This window comes from Streptomyces sp. NPDC020958 (assembly GCF_055562175.1).
Window position 1 is genome coordinate 57,863 of the sequence record NZ_JBVHFU010000015.1, and the last position, 16,589, is coordinate 74,451.

The 16,589-nt window shown below is 70.4% G+C and carries 15 protein-coding genes and 1 pseudogene; 8 read left to right on the forward strand and 8 right to left on the reverse strand.

Annotated elements, in window-relative coordinates; genetic code table 11:
• Positions 1-28: 28 nt before the first annotated feature.
• The 3 genes and pseudogenes from ACZ3KP_RS32880 to ACZ3KP_RS32890 all read right to left on the reverse strand — a co-directional run bounded on the left by ACZ3KP_RS32880 (position 29) and on the right by ACZ3KP_RS32890 (position 2,202).
• Positions 29-770 (reverse strand): annotated as a pseudogene (locus tag ACZ3KP_RS32880) (pyridoxal-phosphate dependent enzyme).
• 67 nt (positions 771-837) lie between these two features.
• Positions 838-1,752, reverse strand: a complete 915-nt coding sequence (locus ACZ3KP_RS32885) for a hypothetical protein (protein ID WP_467503940.1) — start codon at positions 1,750-1,752, stop codon at positions 838-840.
• A gap of 33 nt (positions 1,753-1,785) precedes the next feature.
• Positions 1,786-2,202, reverse strand: coding sequence for an ATP-binding protein (locus ACZ3KP_RS32890; RefSeq protein ID WP_467503942.1), 417 nt, complete (start codon positions 2,200-2,202; stop codon positions 1,786-1,788).
• A 223-nt stretch (positions 2,203-2,425) separates the two neighbouring features.
• Between ACZ3KP_RS32890 and ACZ3KP_RS32895 the strand changes: the two genes are divergently transcribed.
• The 3 genes from ACZ3KP_RS32895 to ACZ3KP_RS32905 all read left to right on the forward strand — a co-directional run bounded on the left by ACZ3KP_RS32895 (position 2,426) and on the right by ACZ3KP_RS32905 (position 4,831).
• Complete coding sequence (locus tag ACZ3KP_RS32895) at positions 2,426-3,277, forward strand: DUF5753 domain-containing protein (RefSeq protein ID WP_467503944.1); 852 nt, start codon at positions 2,426-2,428, stop codon at positions 3,275-3,277.
• A complete protein-coding gene (locus tag ACZ3KP_RS32900) occupies positions 3,277-3,459 on the forward strand; it encodes a DUF397 domain-containing protein (protein ID WP_467503946.1) in 183 nt (60 codons plus the stop codon). Before ACZ3KP_RS32895 ends, ACZ3KP_RS32900 begins: the two co-directional genes overlap by 1 nt.
• Before the next feature lie 169 nt (positions 3,460-3,628).
• Positions 3,629-4,831: a cytochrome P450 gene (locus tag ACZ3KP_RS32905; RefSeq protein WP_467503948.1), complete on the forward strand. Its 1,203-nt coding sequence runs from the start codon at positions 3,629-3,631 to the stop codon at positions 4,829-4,831.
• Here ACZ3KP_RS32905 and ACZ3KP_RS32910 read toward each other — a convergent pair.
• From ACZ3KP_RS32910 to ACZ3KP_RS32920, 3 genes are read right to left on the reverse strand one after another with little or no spacing between them, the layout of a single operon-like run.
• On the reverse strand, positions 4,821-5,039 hold the full coding sequence (locus ACZ3KP_RS32910; protein ID WP_467503949.1) for a hypothetical protein: 219 nt from the start codon (positions 5,037-5,039) through the stop codon (positions 4,821-4,823). The two genes, ACZ3KP_RS32905 and ACZ3KP_RS32910, sit on opposite strands and share 11 nt — an antisense overlap.
• Positions 5,040-5,096: 57 nt before the next feature.
• Positions 5,097-6,665 carry an ABC transporter permease gene (locus ACZ3KP_RS32915; RefSeq protein WP_467503951.1) on the reverse strand — a complete coding sequence of 523 codons (1,569 nt, stop codon included), beginning with the start codon at positions 6,663-6,665 and terminating at the stop codon, positions 5,097-5,099.
• Positions 6,662-7,549, reverse strand: coding sequence for an ABC transporter ATP-binding protein (locus ACZ3KP_RS32920; RefSeq protein WP_467503952.1), 888 nt, complete (start codon positions 7,547-7,549; stop codon positions 6,662-6,664). The genes ACZ3KP_RS32915 and ACZ3KP_RS32920 overlap by 4 nt, the downstream gene beginning before the upstream one ends.
• Positions 7,550-7,622: 73 nt before the next feature.
• Between ACZ3KP_RS32920 and ACZ3KP_RS32925 the strand changes: the two genes are divergently transcribed.
• Positions 7,623-8,117 (forward strand): GbsR/MarR family transcriptional regulator, encoded by a 495-nt coding sequence (locus ACZ3KP_RS32925; RefSeq protein ID WP_467503954.1) that lies wholly within the window; start codon positions 7,623-7,625, stop codon positions 8,115-8,117.
• Positions 8,118-8,145: 28 nt separating this feature from the next.
• Here the strand turns inward: ACZ3KP_RS32925 and ACZ3KP_RS32930 are convergent, their stop codons facing one another.
• Positions 8,146-9,657 carry an APC family permease gene (locus ACZ3KP_RS32930; RefSeq protein ID WP_467503955.1) on the reverse strand — a complete coding sequence of 504 codons (1,512 nt, stop codon included), beginning with the start codon at positions 9,655-9,657 and terminating at the stop codon, positions 8,146-8,148.
• Between the two features lie 160 nt (positions 9,658-9,817).
• On the opposite strand from ACZ3KP_RS32930, the gene ACZ3KP_RS32935 reads away from it, so the two are divergent.
• Together ACZ3KP_RS32935 and eutC are read left to right on the forward strand one after the other, a co-directional pair.
• Positions 9,818-11,200 carry an ethanolamine ammonia-lyase subunit EutB gene (locus tag ACZ3KP_RS32935; RefSeq protein ID WP_467503956.1) on the forward strand — a complete coding sequence of 461 codons (1,383 nt, stop codon included), beginning with the start codon at positions 9,818-9,820 and terminating at the stop codon, positions 11,198-11,200.
• Positions 11,201-11,205: 5 nt separating this feature from the next.
• Positions 11,206-12,039, forward strand: a complete 834-nt coding sequence (gene eutC / locus ACZ3KP_RS32940; RefSeq protein WP_467503958.1) for an ethanolamine ammonia-lyase subunit EutC — start codon at positions 11,206-11,208, stop codon at positions 12,037-12,039.
• Positions 12,040-12,218: 179 nt separating this feature from the next.
• Here the strand turns inward: eutC and ACZ3KP_RS32945 are convergent, their stop codons facing one another.
• Complete coding sequence (locus tag ACZ3KP_RS32945; protein WP_467503959.1) at positions 12,219-13,064, reverse strand: diacylglycerol kinase; 846 nt, start codon at positions 13,062-13,064, stop codon at positions 12,219-12,221.
• A 197-nt stretch (positions 13,065-13,261) separates the two neighbouring features.
• On the opposite strand from ACZ3KP_RS32945, the gene ACZ3KP_RS32950 reads away from it, so the two are divergent.
• Both ACZ3KP_RS32950 and ACZ3KP_RS32955 read left to right on the forward strand, forming a co-directional pair.
• Positions 13,262-14,545, forward strand: coding sequence for an adenylosuccinate synthase (locus ACZ3KP_RS32950; protein ID WP_358978978.1), 1,284 nt, complete (start codon positions 13,262-13,264; stop codon positions 14,543-14,545).
• A 184-nt stretch (positions 14,546-14,729) separates the two neighbouring features.
• Positions 14,730-16,550 carry a bifunctional metallophosphatase/5'-nucleotidase gene (locus ACZ3KP_RS32955; RefSeq protein WP_467503961.1) on the forward strand — a complete coding sequence of 607 codons (1,821 nt, stop codon included), beginning with the start codon at positions 14,730-14,732 and terminating at the stop codon, positions 16,548-16,550.
• The last annotated feature ends 39 nt before the right edge of the window (positions 16,551-16,589 follow it).

Consider the following 16,589-nt stretch of genomic DNA (forward strand, 5'->3'; position numbering starts at 1 on the left):
CTCGGGGCGCGTCGTTCGGGAGGAATCGTCAAAGCCTGTGGATGGGAGCCGCGCCGACCCATTGGCGGTAGGCGTCTACGTCGACGTTGCTGCCGCACAAGATGGTGACGACGTGTCGGCCGGCGAAGCGGGCACGGTCTTCGAGGATCGCAGCGATGCCGAGCGCGGCTGACGGTTCGACGACGAGGCCGGCGTGGTCGAGGAACATCCGCATACCGGCGACGATCGATGCCTACTGGACCAGGACGGCGTCGTCGTCGACCAGGAGGAGGTCGTCCAGGACAGCTGCAACGGGACGTCGGCCGGCGACGCCGTCAGCGATGGTGTTGGTCGAGTCGGTGGTGACGACACGCCGCCGGCGCCACGAGTGCGTCATCGCCGGTGCGCCGAGCGGCTGGACGCAGATCACCTCGACTGAGGGTGCCGATGCTTTCACCACATGACCCACGCCGGTGGCCAGCGCCCCGCCACCCGGAGCGATCAGGACCGTGTCGAACGACAGTGGGGCGTCCACCAGCTCCAACGCGGCGCCCAGCGCGCGGATGCGATCAAGCTTGGCGCGAGTCGCTGGCTTGCCCGAGGTTGCCCGCGCTCGCGCACACCGCGGCTCGCGAGGCATGGCCTGCGAGCAGGCTGGCGACGACCTCGGTGCCGCGCGCCTTGAAGCTGCGGACCGGGTTCGCCGTTTCGAGCTTGATGCTCACCGTGCACCCAAGGCCGGGCTCCAGCGTTTCGCACTGGCGAGACGCGTCTCCTGCACGGCGCCGCAGCGCAGGGCGTCGTCCGGCGGACGCGGGCCGACCCGAACAGGCGGCTCACCCTCAGGCTGCGGCCAGGTCAGCCGGCGTCGTCGCCGAGCAGGTCGTCCGCCTCGTGTGCGTGGACCGCCCGCTGTGCCCAGCTCTCAAGCTGTGCAAGGTCGGTACAGGCCAGCACATGCGCCCGCAGGGCATCCGGCACCACGAGGCCCCGCCAGTCCAGGATCTGCAACACCATCTCGGCCTTGGCCTGGGCCCGGCCCAGTTCCTTGCCTTCTTCCCGGCCTTCTTCACGCCCTTCTTCGCGGACCTTCTCGGCGACCTCATGCCGGAAGAAGTAGTGGACCGCCATCATCAGCTCCTTCCACGTCTGCCTGGCCTCCACATCGACCAGGCACGATTCGACGAGTTGCGCGAGCATTCCCGCGCTCTCGGTGTCAGTGGTCTCCAAGGCTGCCGCCAGCGGCTTCAGTATGGCAGCGGCGCCAGGGCCCTTACGATGCGTCATCGCCGAGAACGCCGTGAGAAACACGTCCCGCGACGCCTCCGCCTCGTCGGTGATCAGCGGGACGTTCTCCGGCCCCAGCACGAGCGGCCGCACCGTGAGCGAGTGCCACCCGGGCAGCCCGAGGCGAATCGGCCGCGCCGCCCAACGGGCCGTGGACGTGCTCTGCGTCAGGACGATCAGCACGGGCTCCCAGCCGTACTTGGCGTACAGGTAGCTGAGGTAGTACGCCCAGCTGCTCCGCTTGTTGGCGTCCCGCCTCCCCTGGGACTCGACGACCAGCAGATACGAGCCCTCGTCCGTCTCCAGCCGTAAGAGGGTGTCCACTCGCCGTTCGACCGGTTCGATCTCCGTCAGATCCGCGTTCAGCACCGCGAACTCACGCGGTTCCGGGATCGGGATGCGCAGCACGCGCTGGAGGGTGCGGGTGAATCCCGCCGGGTCCTTCTGACAGAGCTGGTGCAGGCCTTCATGCGACGAGCTCACCATCGGCTCTCCTTCCCATATGACGTGATCAACGAGCTATGCCGCGAGAAGGTCACACCACACGTACTTGCCTCGATTTCCGAACCGCGACAGCGGCTGCCACCCCCACAGATCGGAGCAGGCCTGGACGAGGGCGAGTCCTCTGCCGCCGTCCGCTTCGTCGCCGTCGGTGGACACGCGCAACTCGTTCGGGAAGACCGGGGGCTCGGGGTTCGCGTCCCATGCTCCGACCCGCAGCACCCCACCCGCCCGCCGCACCCGCAGGGCCACCGGCCCCTTGGTGTGCCGTACGGCGTTGGTGACCAGCTCCGCAGCGAGCAATTCCGCCGTGTCGACCAGCGGAATCAGGCCGTGCATCGTGAGGATCAGCCGCAGGGTGCGGCGGCAGATCGGGACGGCTCGGGGGTCGTTGGGGAGGTAGAGGGAGTACTCCCAGGAGTCGCTTTCGGGCATGCGTGAACTCCGTTCCAGTGGCGGGGGATGCGGTCAACGGGCGGTGGCATTGCCGCAGCCGCCGGGCAGGGCGGAGCAGTGCGCTTCCGGGGTCCCGGGGTTCCGCAGCGTGTGCGTTGCGTGACTGACGGTATTTCCTATGCTTAGGAAAGTGCAACCCGCTGCCGTATTCTGGCGCTCGAACGAGGTATGTGGACGGGCAGTTGAAGCGAGGAGGCCCCGGTTGCCGCCGAAGAGGCATCTCACGGCCCGACGCTTGAGGCTGGGCGCCGAGCTGCGGAAACTGCGCGAGGCGACGGGCATGACGGCCAAGGAGGCGGCCGCCCTGCTGGAAGCCGACGCCGTCCAGATGAGCCAGATCGAGTCCGGTACCGTAGGGGTGAGCGCCAAACGTGTGCGCCGTCTCGCCGCCAACTACGCCTGCGCGGACGAGCCATTGATCGAGGCGCTGGTCACGATGGCGACCGATCGGACGCGGGGCTGGTGGGAGGAGTACCGCGGAGTCCTGCCACAGGTGAACCTGGACGTCGCTGAGGCGGAACATCATGCGACGAACCTGCAAGATGTCGTCATCACCCGGATTCCGGGGCTCCTTCAGACGCCGGACTACGCCCGCGCGGTGTTCGCCTACATGAACCCTGGGCTGCCTGAGAGCGCGGTGGACGTCAAGGTGGAGTACCGCATGAGGCGTCGTACGGTCATCGAGGGTGACAACCCCACCTCGTACGAGGCGATTGTCCATGAGATGGCACTGCGTCTCCGCGTCTCCGACCGTGAGTCCTCGCGGGCCCAACTTCGGCAGATCCTCGACCTGGTGGAGCAGGGGCGCGCCACTGTGCGGGTCATCCCCACCGATCAGGACGGTTTCGCCGGTTCCGGGGCCTCGGTGATGTATGTGGGAGGGCCGGTGTCCCAGCTGGACACCGGGCTGCGTGACTCACCCACTGGCGTCGCGTTCATCGATGCCGAACCCCAGCTGAATCAATTGCGCGCGCTGATGCGTAGGGTGGCGAATGCGGCGCTGGACCCGGTGGCGTCCCGCGACTTCATCCACCGCGTGTCGAAGGAACTGTGATGAACTGGCGTAAATCCACATACTCCGATGGTGGCGAGGGTGACACCTGTGTCGAGATCGCCATGCTCCCCACTCGCATAGCCGTCCGCGACTCCAAGGCCCCCACTCGCGCCACCCTCTCCTTCCCCGCCCCTGCCTTCGCCGCTCTCGTCGAGCACCTCAAGGCCGCCTCGGGTCGGTGAGCAGGTCCGGTAACCGGGCCTGGCCGCACATGCCCGCACGCCGCGCCACGTCGCGGCCGACGCGGTACTGCTCGGCAAGCCGCGGTGCAGAGCGCCTCCACATCGTGCTCCGTGCCTGAGCGGTGAGACCCCCTGGTCAGGAGGGGGACGGTCGGTCTAACGTCCGTCCATGGCAGCCTTCGACCCCTGGGACCCGGACTTCCTGGCCGACCCGTACCCCTCCTACGCCGAACTCCGCGCCCGGGGCCGGGTGCAGTACTTCGAGCCCACGAACCAGTGGCTCGTCCCGCACCACGCCGACGTCTCGGCGCTGCTGCGGGACCGGCGGCTGGGGCGGACGTACCAGCACCGGTTCACGCACGAGGAGTTCGGGCGGACCGCGCCGCCGCCGGAGTACGAGCCGTTCCACACGCTCAACGACCACGGCATGCTCGACCTCGAACCGCCGGACCACACCCGTATCCGCCGCCTGGTGTCGAAGGCGTTCACCCCGCGGACGGTGGAGCGGCTCAAGCCGTACGTCACCCGACTCGCCGCCGAACTGGTCGACTCGCTGGTGCACAAGGGCGGTGGGGACCTCCTCACCGACGTCGCGGAGCCGCTGCCGGTCGCCGTCATCGCCGAGATGCTCGGCATCCCGGAGGGGGACCGTGCCCCGCTGCGGCCCTGGTCGGCGGACATCTGCGGGATGTACGAGCTGAACCCGCCGCAGGAGACGGCGGCGCGGGCGGTGCGGGCTTCGGTCGAGTTCTCCGCGTACCTGCGGGAGCTGATCGCCGAGCGGCGCAGGCGGCCCGGCGACGACCTGATCTCCGGACTCATCGAGGCGCACGACGAGGACGACCGGCTCACCGAGCAGGAGATGATCTCCACCGCGGTCCTGCTCCTCAACGCCGGGCACGAGGCGACCGTCAACGCCACGGTCAACGGCTGGTACGCGCTGTTCCGCAACCCCGCCCAGCTCGCCGCCCTGCGCGCCGACCACTCCCTGGTCCCCACCGCGATCGAGGAGCTGATGCGCTACGACACCCCGCTCCAGCTCTTCGAACGCTGGGTGCTCGACGAGATCGAGGTCGACGGGACGACGATCCCGCGCGGCGCCGAGATCGCCATGCTCTTCGGCTCGGCCAACCACGACCCCGCGGTGTTCCACCGGCCCGGGGAACTCGACCTCACCCGCCGCGACAACCCGCACATCTCCTTCAGCGCCGGCATCCACTACTGCATCGGCGCTCCCCTCGCCCGTATCGAACTGGCCGCCTCCATGACGGCCCTGCTGGAACGGGCGCCGACCCTGAGCCTGGCGGCGGAGCCGGAGCGCAAGCCCAACTTCGTGATCCGGGGGCTGGAGGGGCTCGCCGTCACGGTCTGAACCGGTGGACCAGGGCCCACACGACGAGCGCGGCGGCGGTTCCGCCCAGTACGGCCAGAGGCAGTTCGGCGTAGAGGACGCTCCAGTCCGGGGCCTGTTCGAAGCGCCATGTCCGTGACCGGACGTCGACGGTCCACACCGCGAGCCCCGCGCCCGCGCCGACGGCCGCGGTCAGGCAGCCCGCCGCGGCCTGCGCGCGTTGTCCCATGCCTGAGAGGGACGCCCGCGGGCCGGCCGAGGTTCCCACCGGGCCGCGGTCAGGGGATCAGGAGGTCAGGTCCCGTCGCCGTAGCGCCGTCAGGCCGCACGTGGTGGAGGCGACGGCCAGCGCGAGCAGGGCCGACAGCGGGGTCCAGGTCAGGTGCCCGCCCGGCAGCTTGGGGAGGTGGCCGAAGGGGGAGAGGTCGAGGACGGCCTGGGGGACGTTCAGCGCCGGGCCCACCCAGCCGACGAGGAGGACGGCCGCCGCGACGCCCCAGGCGGCCGGGGCGAGGCGGGGCGCGACGCCGTACAGCAGCACCGTCACCCCGCCGATCACCCACACGGCCGGGAGCTGGACCAGGCAGGCGCCCAGGACGGCGCCCGGCCGCCCGCCGTAGCCGACGGCCAGGCCGAGGCCCGCCAGGAGCATGATCAGGGCGCAGCCGCCGAAGGCGATCGTCAGATGGCCGGCCGCCCAGCGCAGCCGGCTCACCGGGGCGGCCAGGAGGGGTTCGGCGCGGCCCGAGGTCTCCTCGCCGTGCAGGCGGAGCACCGAGGCGACGACGTACAGCGTGGCGACCAGGCCCAGGATGCCGGCCATCGCGGCGAGGAACGCGTCGGTGAGCCCGTTGTGCCCGCCCATCCGCTCGACGACCTCGCGGGTGTTCCCGTTGTTTCCCACCAGGTCGGCCGCGCCCCGCGCCAGACCGCCGAAGACCACGCCCGCCAGGAGGAAGCCGAGCGACCAGCCGAGCACGGCGCCCCGCTGGAGCCGCCGGGCGAGCGCGGCGGCGGAGCCGAGGCGCCCGGTGGCCGGCCCCGGCCGGGACGGGAAGAAGCTCATGCCGAGGTCCCGGCGGCCGGCCAGCCCGTACGCGAGCGCACCCTGGGCCACCGCCGCCGCCGCGAAGAGCAGCAGCACCCACCAGCGTTCGGCGGCGAACGGGCGCAGGTTCTCCAGCCAGCCCAGCGGCGAGAGCCAGGTCCACGGCGACGAACCGTCCGCCCGCGCCGAGTCGCCCGCCGCCCGCAGGACGAACGCCGCGCCCAGGACCGCCGCCGTCAGTCCCCGCGCCAGTCGTGCGCTCTCCGTCAGCTGGGCCGCGACCGCCGCGGTGGTCGCGAACACCATGCCGACGGCGCCGAGACCGAGCCCGAGGGACAGGGCACCGGCCACCCCCTGCTTCGCGAGGCCCGCCGTGATCAGCAGCGCGAGGACGGCGTCGGTGCCCCCCGCCGCGAGCAGGGCCGCGGTCAGCGACGCCCGGCGGCCCACCGCACCGGACGCCAGCAGTTCCGCACGGCCGGTCTCCTCCTCGTCGCGGGTGTGCCGTACGACGACGAGCAGGCTGGTGACGGCCGCCAACAGCCCGGCGTAGACCCCCACCCGCCAGGCGGTCAGCGCGCCGAGCGAGGTGTCGTGGAGCGGCCCGATCAGCGCGCGGTACGAAGCGTTGGTCCCCAACTGCCGCACCAGGTCGGCGCGTTCGGCGGTGGTGCCGTAGAGACCGCGCAGGGTGTTCGGCATGGAGAGGACCATCAGCGCGTTCACCGCGAGCCACACCGGGGTCGTCACCCGGTCGCGGCGCAGCGCGAGGCGCAGCAGGGTGCCGGTGCCGGCGAGGGTGCTCATGCCTGTTCCTGGTAGTGGCGGAGGAACAGCTCTTCGAGGGTGGGGGGAGTGGAGGTCAGGGACCGCACGCCGGACTCGCCGAGCGAGCGCAGTACGGCCGTGAGGTGGTCGGCGTCGACCTGGAGCCGGACCCGGTGGCCCCGCACGTCGAGGTCGTGGACGCCCGGCAGGTGCGCCAGGCCGTTGGGGGGACCCGCCAGTTCGGCGGTCACGCTGGTACGGGTGAGGTGGCGCAGGTCGGCCAGGGAGCCGGACTCGACGGTGCGGCCCGCGCGGATGATGCTGACGCGGTCGCAGAGTTCCTCGACCTCGCTGAGGATGTGGGACGACAGCAGCACGGTCCTGCCCCGGTCGCGTTCCTCCGCCACGCAGTGCTGGAAGACCTCCTCCATCAGGGGGTCGAGGCCGGACGTGGGTTCGTCGAGGATCAGCAGGTCCACATCGGAGGCGAAGGCGGCGACCAGGGCGACCTTCTGGCGGTTGCCCTTCGAGTAGGTGCGGCCCTTCTTCGTCGGGTCCAGCTCGAAGCGGTCGACGAGCTCGGTGCGGCGGCGCGCGTCCAGGCCCCCGCGCAGGCGGCCGTACAGGTCGATGACCTCGCCTCCCGAGAGGTTGCGCCACAGGGTGACGTCCCCGGGGACGTAGGCGATCCGGCGGTGCACCTCCACCGCGTCCTTCCAGGGGTCGCGGCCGAGGACCTGGGCGGCGCCGGAGTCGGCGCGCAGCAGGCCGAGCAGGATCCGGATCGCGGTGGACTTCCCGGCGCCGTTGGGGCCGAGGAAGCCGTGCACCTCACCGGCCTCGACGGTCAGGTCGAGGCCGGTGAGGGCGGGGGCGCGGCCGAAGGACTTGTGGAGCCCGGCGACCGTGATGGCCTTCGTCATGGCTCAGAACGTACGCTTCTTTCAGAAATTTGTGAAGTTAAGGAAATATCTGAAGCTCGGATAGGGTGAGTCCATGACGGATACAGCCGGTGGCCGGGACGCGGAGGCCGTGTCGAAGTTCGTCGAGTCCTTCGCGGCGCAGCTGGTCGAGGCCGGGATGCAGCGCATGCCCGCCCGGGTCTTCGCCGCTCTGCTCTCCTCCGACGAGGGCGCGCTGACCTCCGCCGAGCTGGGCGAACTGCTGCGGATCAGCCCTGCGGCGGTGTCCGGGGCGGTGCGCTACCTGACGATGACGCACATGGTCGCGAGGGAGCGGGAGCCGGGCTCGCGGCGGGAGCGGTACCGGGTGCACGGCGACCAGTGGTACGAGGCCCTGACCAACCGCGAGACCCTCATCAAGCGGTGGGAGGGGGCTCTGCGCGAGGGGGTCAGCAGCCTCGGCGAACACACTCCGGCCGGCCGCCGCATGGCCGAGACGCTCGCCTTCTTCGAGTTCGTCGAAGGGGAGATCGCGGCCATGATGGAGCGGTGGCGGGTGCACCGGGAGAAGACCTTCGGGCAGGCCTGAGCGGCAGGTGTCAGGTGCCAGGTGCCGCCTACCGCTCCTTCGTCTCCTCCAGGACCGTCCGCCCCAGCAGCAGATACCGCTCGGGAGACCGGCGCTTGAGGTACTGCGCGTAGCCGACGCCCGTCGCCGCGACCAGCGCCACCAGCCAGGGTGTCGCCTTCAGCAGCAGCGAGCCGGACTCCGAGCCGGCCGCGACGCTCATGTTGGAGACCAGGAGCAGCACCACGGCGAGCATCGCGACGCCGCCGACGAGCGGGGCGGCGAAGGTCTTGAACCAGTGCCGGCTCTCCGGGTGGTTCTTGCGGAAGTAGACCAGCACCGCGAACGAGCAGACCGCCTGCACGATCAGGATCGCCATGGTGCCGAGGATGGCGAGCAGGACGTAGAGGGCGTTGGCCGGGTCCTTGCTGGTGAGCCAGAACCCGACGATCAGCACCGCGCTCACCACCGTCTGCACCAGGCCGGCGATGTGCGGGGAGCCGTGCCGAGCGTGGGTGCGGCCGATGGTGTTCTGCAGCGAGGGGAGGACTCCTTCGCGGCCCAGGGCGTACATGTAGCGGGACGCGCAGTTGTGGAAGGCCATGCCGCAGGCGAGCGAGCCGGTGATCATCAGCCACTGCATGAGGTCGACCGCCCAGTGGCCGACGTAGTGCTCGGTGGGGTTGAAGAAGAGGGCGAGCGGATTGGCGGACGAGGCGACCTTGACGGCCTCCGTCTCGCCGTTGCCGATGATGGCCATCCAGGAGACGAAGACGTAGAAGACGCCGACCCCGAGGACCGAGATCATCGTCGCCCTGGGGATGATCTTCTTCGGGTCGCGGGACTCCTCGCCGTACATCGCCGTCGACTCGAAGCCGACCCACGACCAGAAGGCGAAGAAGAGGCCGAGTCCGGCCGAGGTGCCCTTGAAGGCGTTGACCGGGTCGACCGGGGCGAAGGTGAAGCCGTGCGGGCCGCCGCCGTGCAGGGCGACCGAGATCGCCATCGCCGCGAGGACGGTCACCTCGGTGCCGAGCAGGACCACGAGGAGCTTCTCGGCGACCGAGACGCCGAACCAGGTGCCCGTCGCGTTGACGGCCAGCATCACCAGTGCGAAGGCCCACCACGGGATGTCAAGTCCCGTCTGGTCCTTGAGGGTTCCGGTGGCGAAGGTCGAGAAGATGCCGATCAGCGCCGGCTCGAACACGGCGTAGGCGAAGGTGGCGAGCAGCCCGGACGCCAGTCCCGCGGTGCGGCCGAGGCCGAAGGAGATGAAGCCGTAGAAGGCGCCCGTCGAGGTGATGTGCTTCGCCATCGAGGTGAAGCCGACGGAAAAGATTGCCAGGACGACCATTGCGACGAGATAACTCGCCGGTGCCCCGATGCCGTTGCCCGACGACACCATGAAGGGGACGTTACCGGTCATCGCGGTGATCGGGGCCGCTGTCGCGACGGCCATGAAGACCACGCCCAGCAGGCCCACAGCGTTGGGCTTGAGTCGGTGGACCGTGCCCTCACCGCTTGTTCCGGTCGCCGCGGCGACTCCCTCGTCCACTGCCATCGGGGTGACCCCTCTCCTGCTGTCCGCTGTCTGTACTGGACCGGAACTCTGGAGTTCGTATGAGTCGGCGGACGACCTCGGGGCGTTAAATGTTTGTCAATTAGACCTTTAGAAATCTGACGCAACCTGCCGGCAACACCCGGCTCGTACGGTCGCCGCCATGACCACCTACACGGCCACCCTCGGCGGCGAACGGCACCGCTTCGGCTCCCTGGCCCGTCTGCTGGCCGCCGCGAGCCCCGAACGTTCCGGCGACCGGCTGGCCGGCCTTGCCGCCGCGAGCGCGCGGGAGCGGGTCGCGGCGCGCTGGGCGCTCGCCGAGGTGCCGCTCGCGACCTTCCTGACCGAGCCGGTGATCCCGTACGAGGACGACGACGTGACCCGGCTGATCCTGGACACGCACGACGCGGCCGCCTTCGCCCCCGTCGCCGGGCTGACCGTCGGGGAGTTCCGGGAGTGGCTGCTGGCGGCGGACACCGGGGCGCTGGCCGCGGTGGCGCCCAGCCTCACGCCGGAGATGGCCGCCGCGGTCTCCAAGCTGATGGGGAATGCGGACCTGGTGGCCGTCGCCCGCAAGGTGCGGGTGGTCACCGCGTTCCGCTCGACGATCGGGCTGCCCGGCCGGCTGGCCACCCGGCTCCAGCCCAACCACCCGACCGACGACCCGGCCGGGGTCGCGGCCGCCCTCCTGGACGGCCTCCTCCTCGGCTCCGGCGACGCGGTGATCGGCATCAACCCGGCGACCGACAGCCCGCGCGCCGTCCGCGACCTGCTGGACCTCCTGGACGGCGTGATCAGCCGCTACGCCATCCCCACCCAGTCCTGCGTGCTCTGCCACGTCACCACGAGCGTGGACCTGATGGCGCGCGGCGCACCGGTCGACCTCGTCTTCCAGTCCATCGCCGGCACCCAGGCCGCGAACGCGTCCTTCGGGGTGACCCTCGGCCTGCTCGACGAGGCGTACGAGGCGGCGCTCTCGCTCGGCCGCGGCACCGTCGGCGACAACGTCATGTACTTCGAGACCGGGCAGGGCAGCGCGCTGTCCGCGGACGCGCACCACGGGGTGGACCAGCAGACGGTGGAGGCGAGGGCGTACGCGGTCGCCCGCCGCTACCGCCCGTTGCTGGTCAACACCGTCGTCGGCTTCATCGGCCCCGAGTACCTCTACGACGGCCGGCAGATCCTCCGGGCCGCCCTGGAGGACCACTTCTGCGGCAAGCTCCTCGGCCTGCCGATGGGCCTGGACATCTGCTACACGAACCACGCCGACGCCGATGACGACGACATCGCCACCATGCTGACCATGCTCGCCGTCGCGGGCGCCTCCTTCGTGATCTGCACCCCGGGCGGCGACGACATCATGCTCAACTACCAGTCCGCCTCCTACCACGACGCGCTCTACCTGCGTGAGGTGCTCGGCCTGCGCCCGGCACCGGAGTTCGAGACGTGGCTGAGATCGACCGGGCTGCTCGACGAGACCGGCACCCTGCGCGAGGCCGAAAGCCACCCGCTGACCGCGATCGGAAGGGAACTGGTCGCGTGACCGATATGACTGATATGGCAGACGTGACCGAGGTGGCCCGACGGGCGGACGCGGGCGGGACGGGCGCGGTGGCGGGCGCGGCCGGGGCGGCTCCCGGTGGCCTCGACGAGCTGTGGCCGCTGCTGCGCCGCCGCACCCAGGCCAGGATCGGCCTCGGCCGCGCCGGCTCCGCCCTGCCCACCCGGCACCGCCTGGCCCTCCAGGCCGCGCACGCGGCAGCGCGGGACGCGGTGCACTCGCCGTTCGAGCCGGACCGGGTCGCGGCAGGCCTGGCGGGCCTGCCGACGGTACGGGTGCGCAGTGCGGCCGGGGAGCGGCTGACGTATCTGCAGAGGCCGGACCTGGGGCGTCGCCTCGACCCCGTGGACCGCGCCCACCTCCCGGCCGGTGACTGGGACGTCGTCTTCGTGGTCGCCGACGGACTGTCCAGCCGGGCCGTGCACGAGCACGCGGCGGCGGTGCTGCGGGCCACGGCGGCCCGCCTCGCCGACTGGCGTATCGCCCCGGTCGTGCTGGCCGAACAGGCCCGCGTGGCCCTCGGCGACGACATCGCCCACGCGATGGGCGCGGCCCTGGTGGTCGTCCTCGTCGGCGAACGGCCCGGCATGTCGGCGGCGGACTCACTGGGCGCGTACCTGACCTACCGGCCGGTGCCGGGCGTGACCACCGACGCCGACCGCAACTGCCTGAGCAACATCCGCCCACCGCGTGGCCTCGCCCACGAGGCGGCGGCGGGAAAGCTGGCGGGGCTGATGGGGCGGGCGCGGGAGCTGGGGCGGACCGGGGTGCAGCTGAAGGACGAAACCGATCACGGAGACGTGACCGGCCGGATACTCTGAGTGGTGGCTGGTCTGCATCGTCTACCTGCTTCTCGATATGCAAGCGAAGCAGTCGACCGTGTTCTGGGCGCCCTCAGCCGCGGGCTACGACGCGCACTGCACCCAGCCGTTCGGCGAGGACCTCCACATCCCGAAGCCTTTCGACCGCACCCTCGACACCACCGGCTTCCAGCCCCCCGTCACGAAGAACTCGGCACCGTCAGCCCCCAGGCACCCTCCAGCACCCGCCACGTCCGGCGTCGTACCGGCCCCGCCACCCCCGCGTCGGCGCGGTACCGGAAGTCCGCGCCCGCCACCGTCACCGTCCGGCCCGACGCGCGTAGCGGCGTCGCCTCGGCGCCCACCGACAGCGGTCGCACCTCCACCTCGGCCACCCCGCACGCACCGGGGGTCACCGACACGCCCTCCACCGGCTGGTCCAGGTCCACCACCGTCCGCCCGTCGACCTCCACCCGCAGCCGCGCGTGCCCCGGCCGGGGCACGACCGGGGCCGGGCGGGCGGACAGCGACCGTACGAGGGTCTGGTACGGCCGCAGCCACGGCCGTATCGCGCCCTCCGGCGACGGTTCCGGCACCTGGGGCTCGGCCGTCACCGGCGGGATGCGCAGCGCGCCCAGCACCACCCCGTCGCTGTCGTCGACCAGCAGGTCCATCCGGCGCTCCACCCCGTCCAGCACCGCCCGCGCCGCCGCCACCGCACCGGCGGGCACCCCGAGGGTGTGCGCCACGCTCTGCGCGCCCCCGACCGGGACCACGGAGAGCACACATCCGGCCAGCTCCCGGCGGCGGTGCAGCAGGGTCACCGCACGGACCAGGGCACGGTCGTCACCGATGACCACCGGCCGCCGTGAGCCCCGGCGGGACAGCACGCGGGCGAATTCCTCGGGCCCGTCCGGCATGCACACCTTGGCGGCCGCACCCGCGCTGAGCACGTCTTTCGCGATCCGGACGGATTCGTTGTCCGTTTCCCTGGCCGCCGGATCGATGATCACCAGCAGCTGATCGGACGTCGCGAAAGTCGCCACCTCGGTCCTGCCTCGCTTCCTCGGGTAGCATCACTGTGCAAGAGCCCCTTGCGCTATTGCGCCAGGGGCTTCGTCTATTCCGGGGCATCCGGTCCGACGGTTGTGCGGCCAACGACGGTCGCGGTGGTACGCGGCGCTGAACATTACGCGCACGCCCCTGACCTTGGACATGCCCCGCCCGGAAGGGGTGTACGCGCGTGCCCGCACTTGTGCTGCTCGGTGCTCAGTGGGGTGACGAAGGCAAGGGAAAGGCGACGGACCTGCTAGGCGGCTCCGTCGACTACGTGGTGCGATACCAGGGCGGCAACAACGCCGGCCACACGGTCGTCGTGGGCGACCAGAAGTATGCGCTCCACCTCCTCCCTTCCGGAATCCTCTCGCCCACGTGTGTCCCGGTCATCGGCAACGGTGTCGTCGTCGACCCGTCGGTCCTGCTCTCCGAGCTGAGCGGTCTGAACGAGCGTGGCGTCGACACGTCCAAGCTCCTGATCAGCGGTAACGCGCACATCATCACGCCGTACCACGTGACCGTCGACAAGGTGACGGAACGCTTCCTCGGGAAGCGGAAGATCGGGACGACCGGGCGCGGCATCGGCCCGACCTACGCGGACAAGATCAACCGCGTGGGCATCCGGGTCCAGGACCTGTACGACGAGTCGATCCTCACCCAGAAGGTCGAGGCGGCCCTCGACGTCAAGAACCAGCTCCTCACCAAGCTGTACAACCGGCGCGCGATCGGCGTCGAGCAGGTCGTCGAGGAGCTGCTGGGCTACGCGGAGAAGCTCGCTCCGTACGTCGCCGACACGGTCCTCGTCCTCAACCAGGCGCTGGAGGACGACAAGGTGGTCCTCTTCGAGGGCGGCCAGGGCACGCTCCTCGACATCGACCACGGCACGTACCCCTTCGTGACCTCGTCCAACCCGACCGCCGGCGGTGCCTGCACCGGCTCCGGTGTCGGCCCGACGAAGATCAGCCGGGTCATCGGCATCCTGAAGGCGTACACGACCCGGGTCGGCGCGGGCCCGTTCCCGACCGAGCTGTTCGACGAGGACGGCGACGCGTTGCGCCGGATCGGCGGCGAGCGCGGTGTGACCACCGGCCGGGACCGCCGCTGCGGCTGGTTCGACGCGGTCATCGCCCGCTACGCGACCCGCGTGAACGGCCTGACCGACTTCTTCCTCACCAAGCTCGACGTCCTCACCGGCTGGGAGCAGATCCCGGTCTGCGTCGCGTACGAGATCGACGGCAAGCGCGTCGAGGAACTCCCGTACTCCCAGACCGACTTCCACCACGCGAAGCCGGTCTACGAGACCCTGCCCGGCTGGTCCGAGGACATCACCAAGGCCAAGTCCTTCGCGGACCTGCCGAAGAACGCCCAGAACTACGTCAAGGCGCTGGAGGAGATGTCCGGCGCCCCGATCTCCGCGATCGGCGTGGGCCCGGGCCGCGACGAGACGATCGAGATCAACTCGTTCCTGTAGGAACCGGGTGCACAGCGCAGGTGCACAGCTCGTGCACACAGCTCTCTTGGGCCGGTCTTGGGAATCCTTGACCGGCCCTTGGGCTGCTCGTGGTTACGCCGGTAACGGGCGAACGCCAGCATCTACGCGGGTAGTTCCGCCGCGCCGCCCGTCCGACCGTGCCTTTCGAGCCCAGGAGACCTGAATGCCCGCCCATCCCCTGAACCGCCGTGAGTTCGTGCAGAAGTCGGCCGTGACAGGCGCCGCGGTCGCGGTCGCCGGGACGCTCGGCACCGGTACCGCGCAGGCCGCCCCGCACAAGCCCGAGTGCAAGCCCCTCACCTGGAGCTTCTCCATCCTGGGCACCACGGACCTGCACAGCCACGTCTTCAACTGGGACTACTACAAGAACGCGGCGCCCGTGGACTCCAAGGGCAACACGTACGGCATCGCCCGGATCGCCACCCTGGTGAAGAACATCCGCACGGAGCTGGGCGCGGACCGGGTCCTGCTCGTCGACGCCGGCGACATCATCCAGGGCACCTCCCTCGCCTCCTACTTCGCGAGCGTCGACCCGATCACCGGCAAGGACGGCAAGCGCGGCCCCAAGCACCCCATGGCGATCGCCATGAACGAGATGCGCTACGACGCGGCCGCCCTCGGCAACCACGAGTTCAACTACGGCATCGAGGTCGTCCGCACCTTCGAGAAGCAGTGCGACTTCCCGCTGCTCGGCGCGAACGCCCTGGACGCCAAGACGCTCAAGCCCGCCTTCCAGCCCTACACCGTCAAGCGCGTCAAGGTCCCGCACGGCCCGGACATCAAGGTCGGCATTCTCGGCCTCACCAACCCGGGCATCGCCCTGTGGGACAAGGACAACGTCTCCGGGAAGATGGCCTTCACGGGCCTGGTCGAGCAGGCGAAGAAGTACGTGCCGCGGCTGCGCGCCCTCGGCTGCGACGTCGTCTTCCTCACCGACCACTCGGGCCTGGACGGCTCGACCTCGTGGGGCGACGAACTCCCCTACGTGGAGAACGCGTCGAACCTGGTCGCCGAGCAGGTGCCCGGCATCGACGCGATCCTCGTCGGCCACACCCACGTCGACGTGCCGACGTACACGGTGAAGAACGCGGAGACGGGCGAGGACGTCCTGCTCTCCGAGCCGTACTGCTACGGCTACCGCCTCTCCCGCTTCGACTTCGAGCTGGAGCACGTGCACGGCTCCTGGAAGATCACCAAGAAGACCGCCACCACCCTGAACAGCAACACGGTCGCCGAGGACCCCCGGATCACGGAACTCCTCACCGCGGACCACAACTTGGTGGTCAAGTACGTCAACACCGCGATCGGCACCTGTACCGCGGCGATGACGACGGCGGAGGCCTGCTGGAAGGACGTCCCCGCCATCGACTTCATCCAGCAGGTCCAGATGGACGCGGTGAAGGCGGGCCTGTCGGCGGCGGACGCCGCGCTCCCGCTGATCTCGGTGGCCGCGTGCTTCAGCCGTACGGCCACCATCCCGGCCGGCGACGTGACGATCCGCGACGTCGCGGGCCTCTACGTCTACGAGAACACCCTGTACGGCAAGAAGCTCACCGGCGCCCAGCTCAAGGACTACCTGGAGTACGCGGCGAAGTACTACCACCAGGTCCCGGCCGGCACGCCGGTGGACACCGCCACCCTCACCAACGCCAACAGCTTCTGGGACTACATGTACGACATGGCGGCCGGCGTCGACTACGAGATCGACATCGCGGCGCCCGAGGGCTCACGCATCAAGAACCTGACCTACAACGGCTCCGCGGTCGCCGACGACCAGGTCTTCGTCGTCGCCGTCAACAACTACCGCGCCAACGGCGGCTCCGGCTACCCGCACATCGCGTCCGCCGAGATCGCGTACAGCTCCACCAACCAGGTCCGCGACCTGATGATCGCCTACGCCACGGCCAAGGGCACCATCGACCCGACGACCTTCGCGGCCACCAACTGGAAGCTGACCCAGAACGGCACGCCGGTCTTCTCGTAGACCGGCACGGGCCGCAGAGGGCGAGTTCACGAAGCCGAC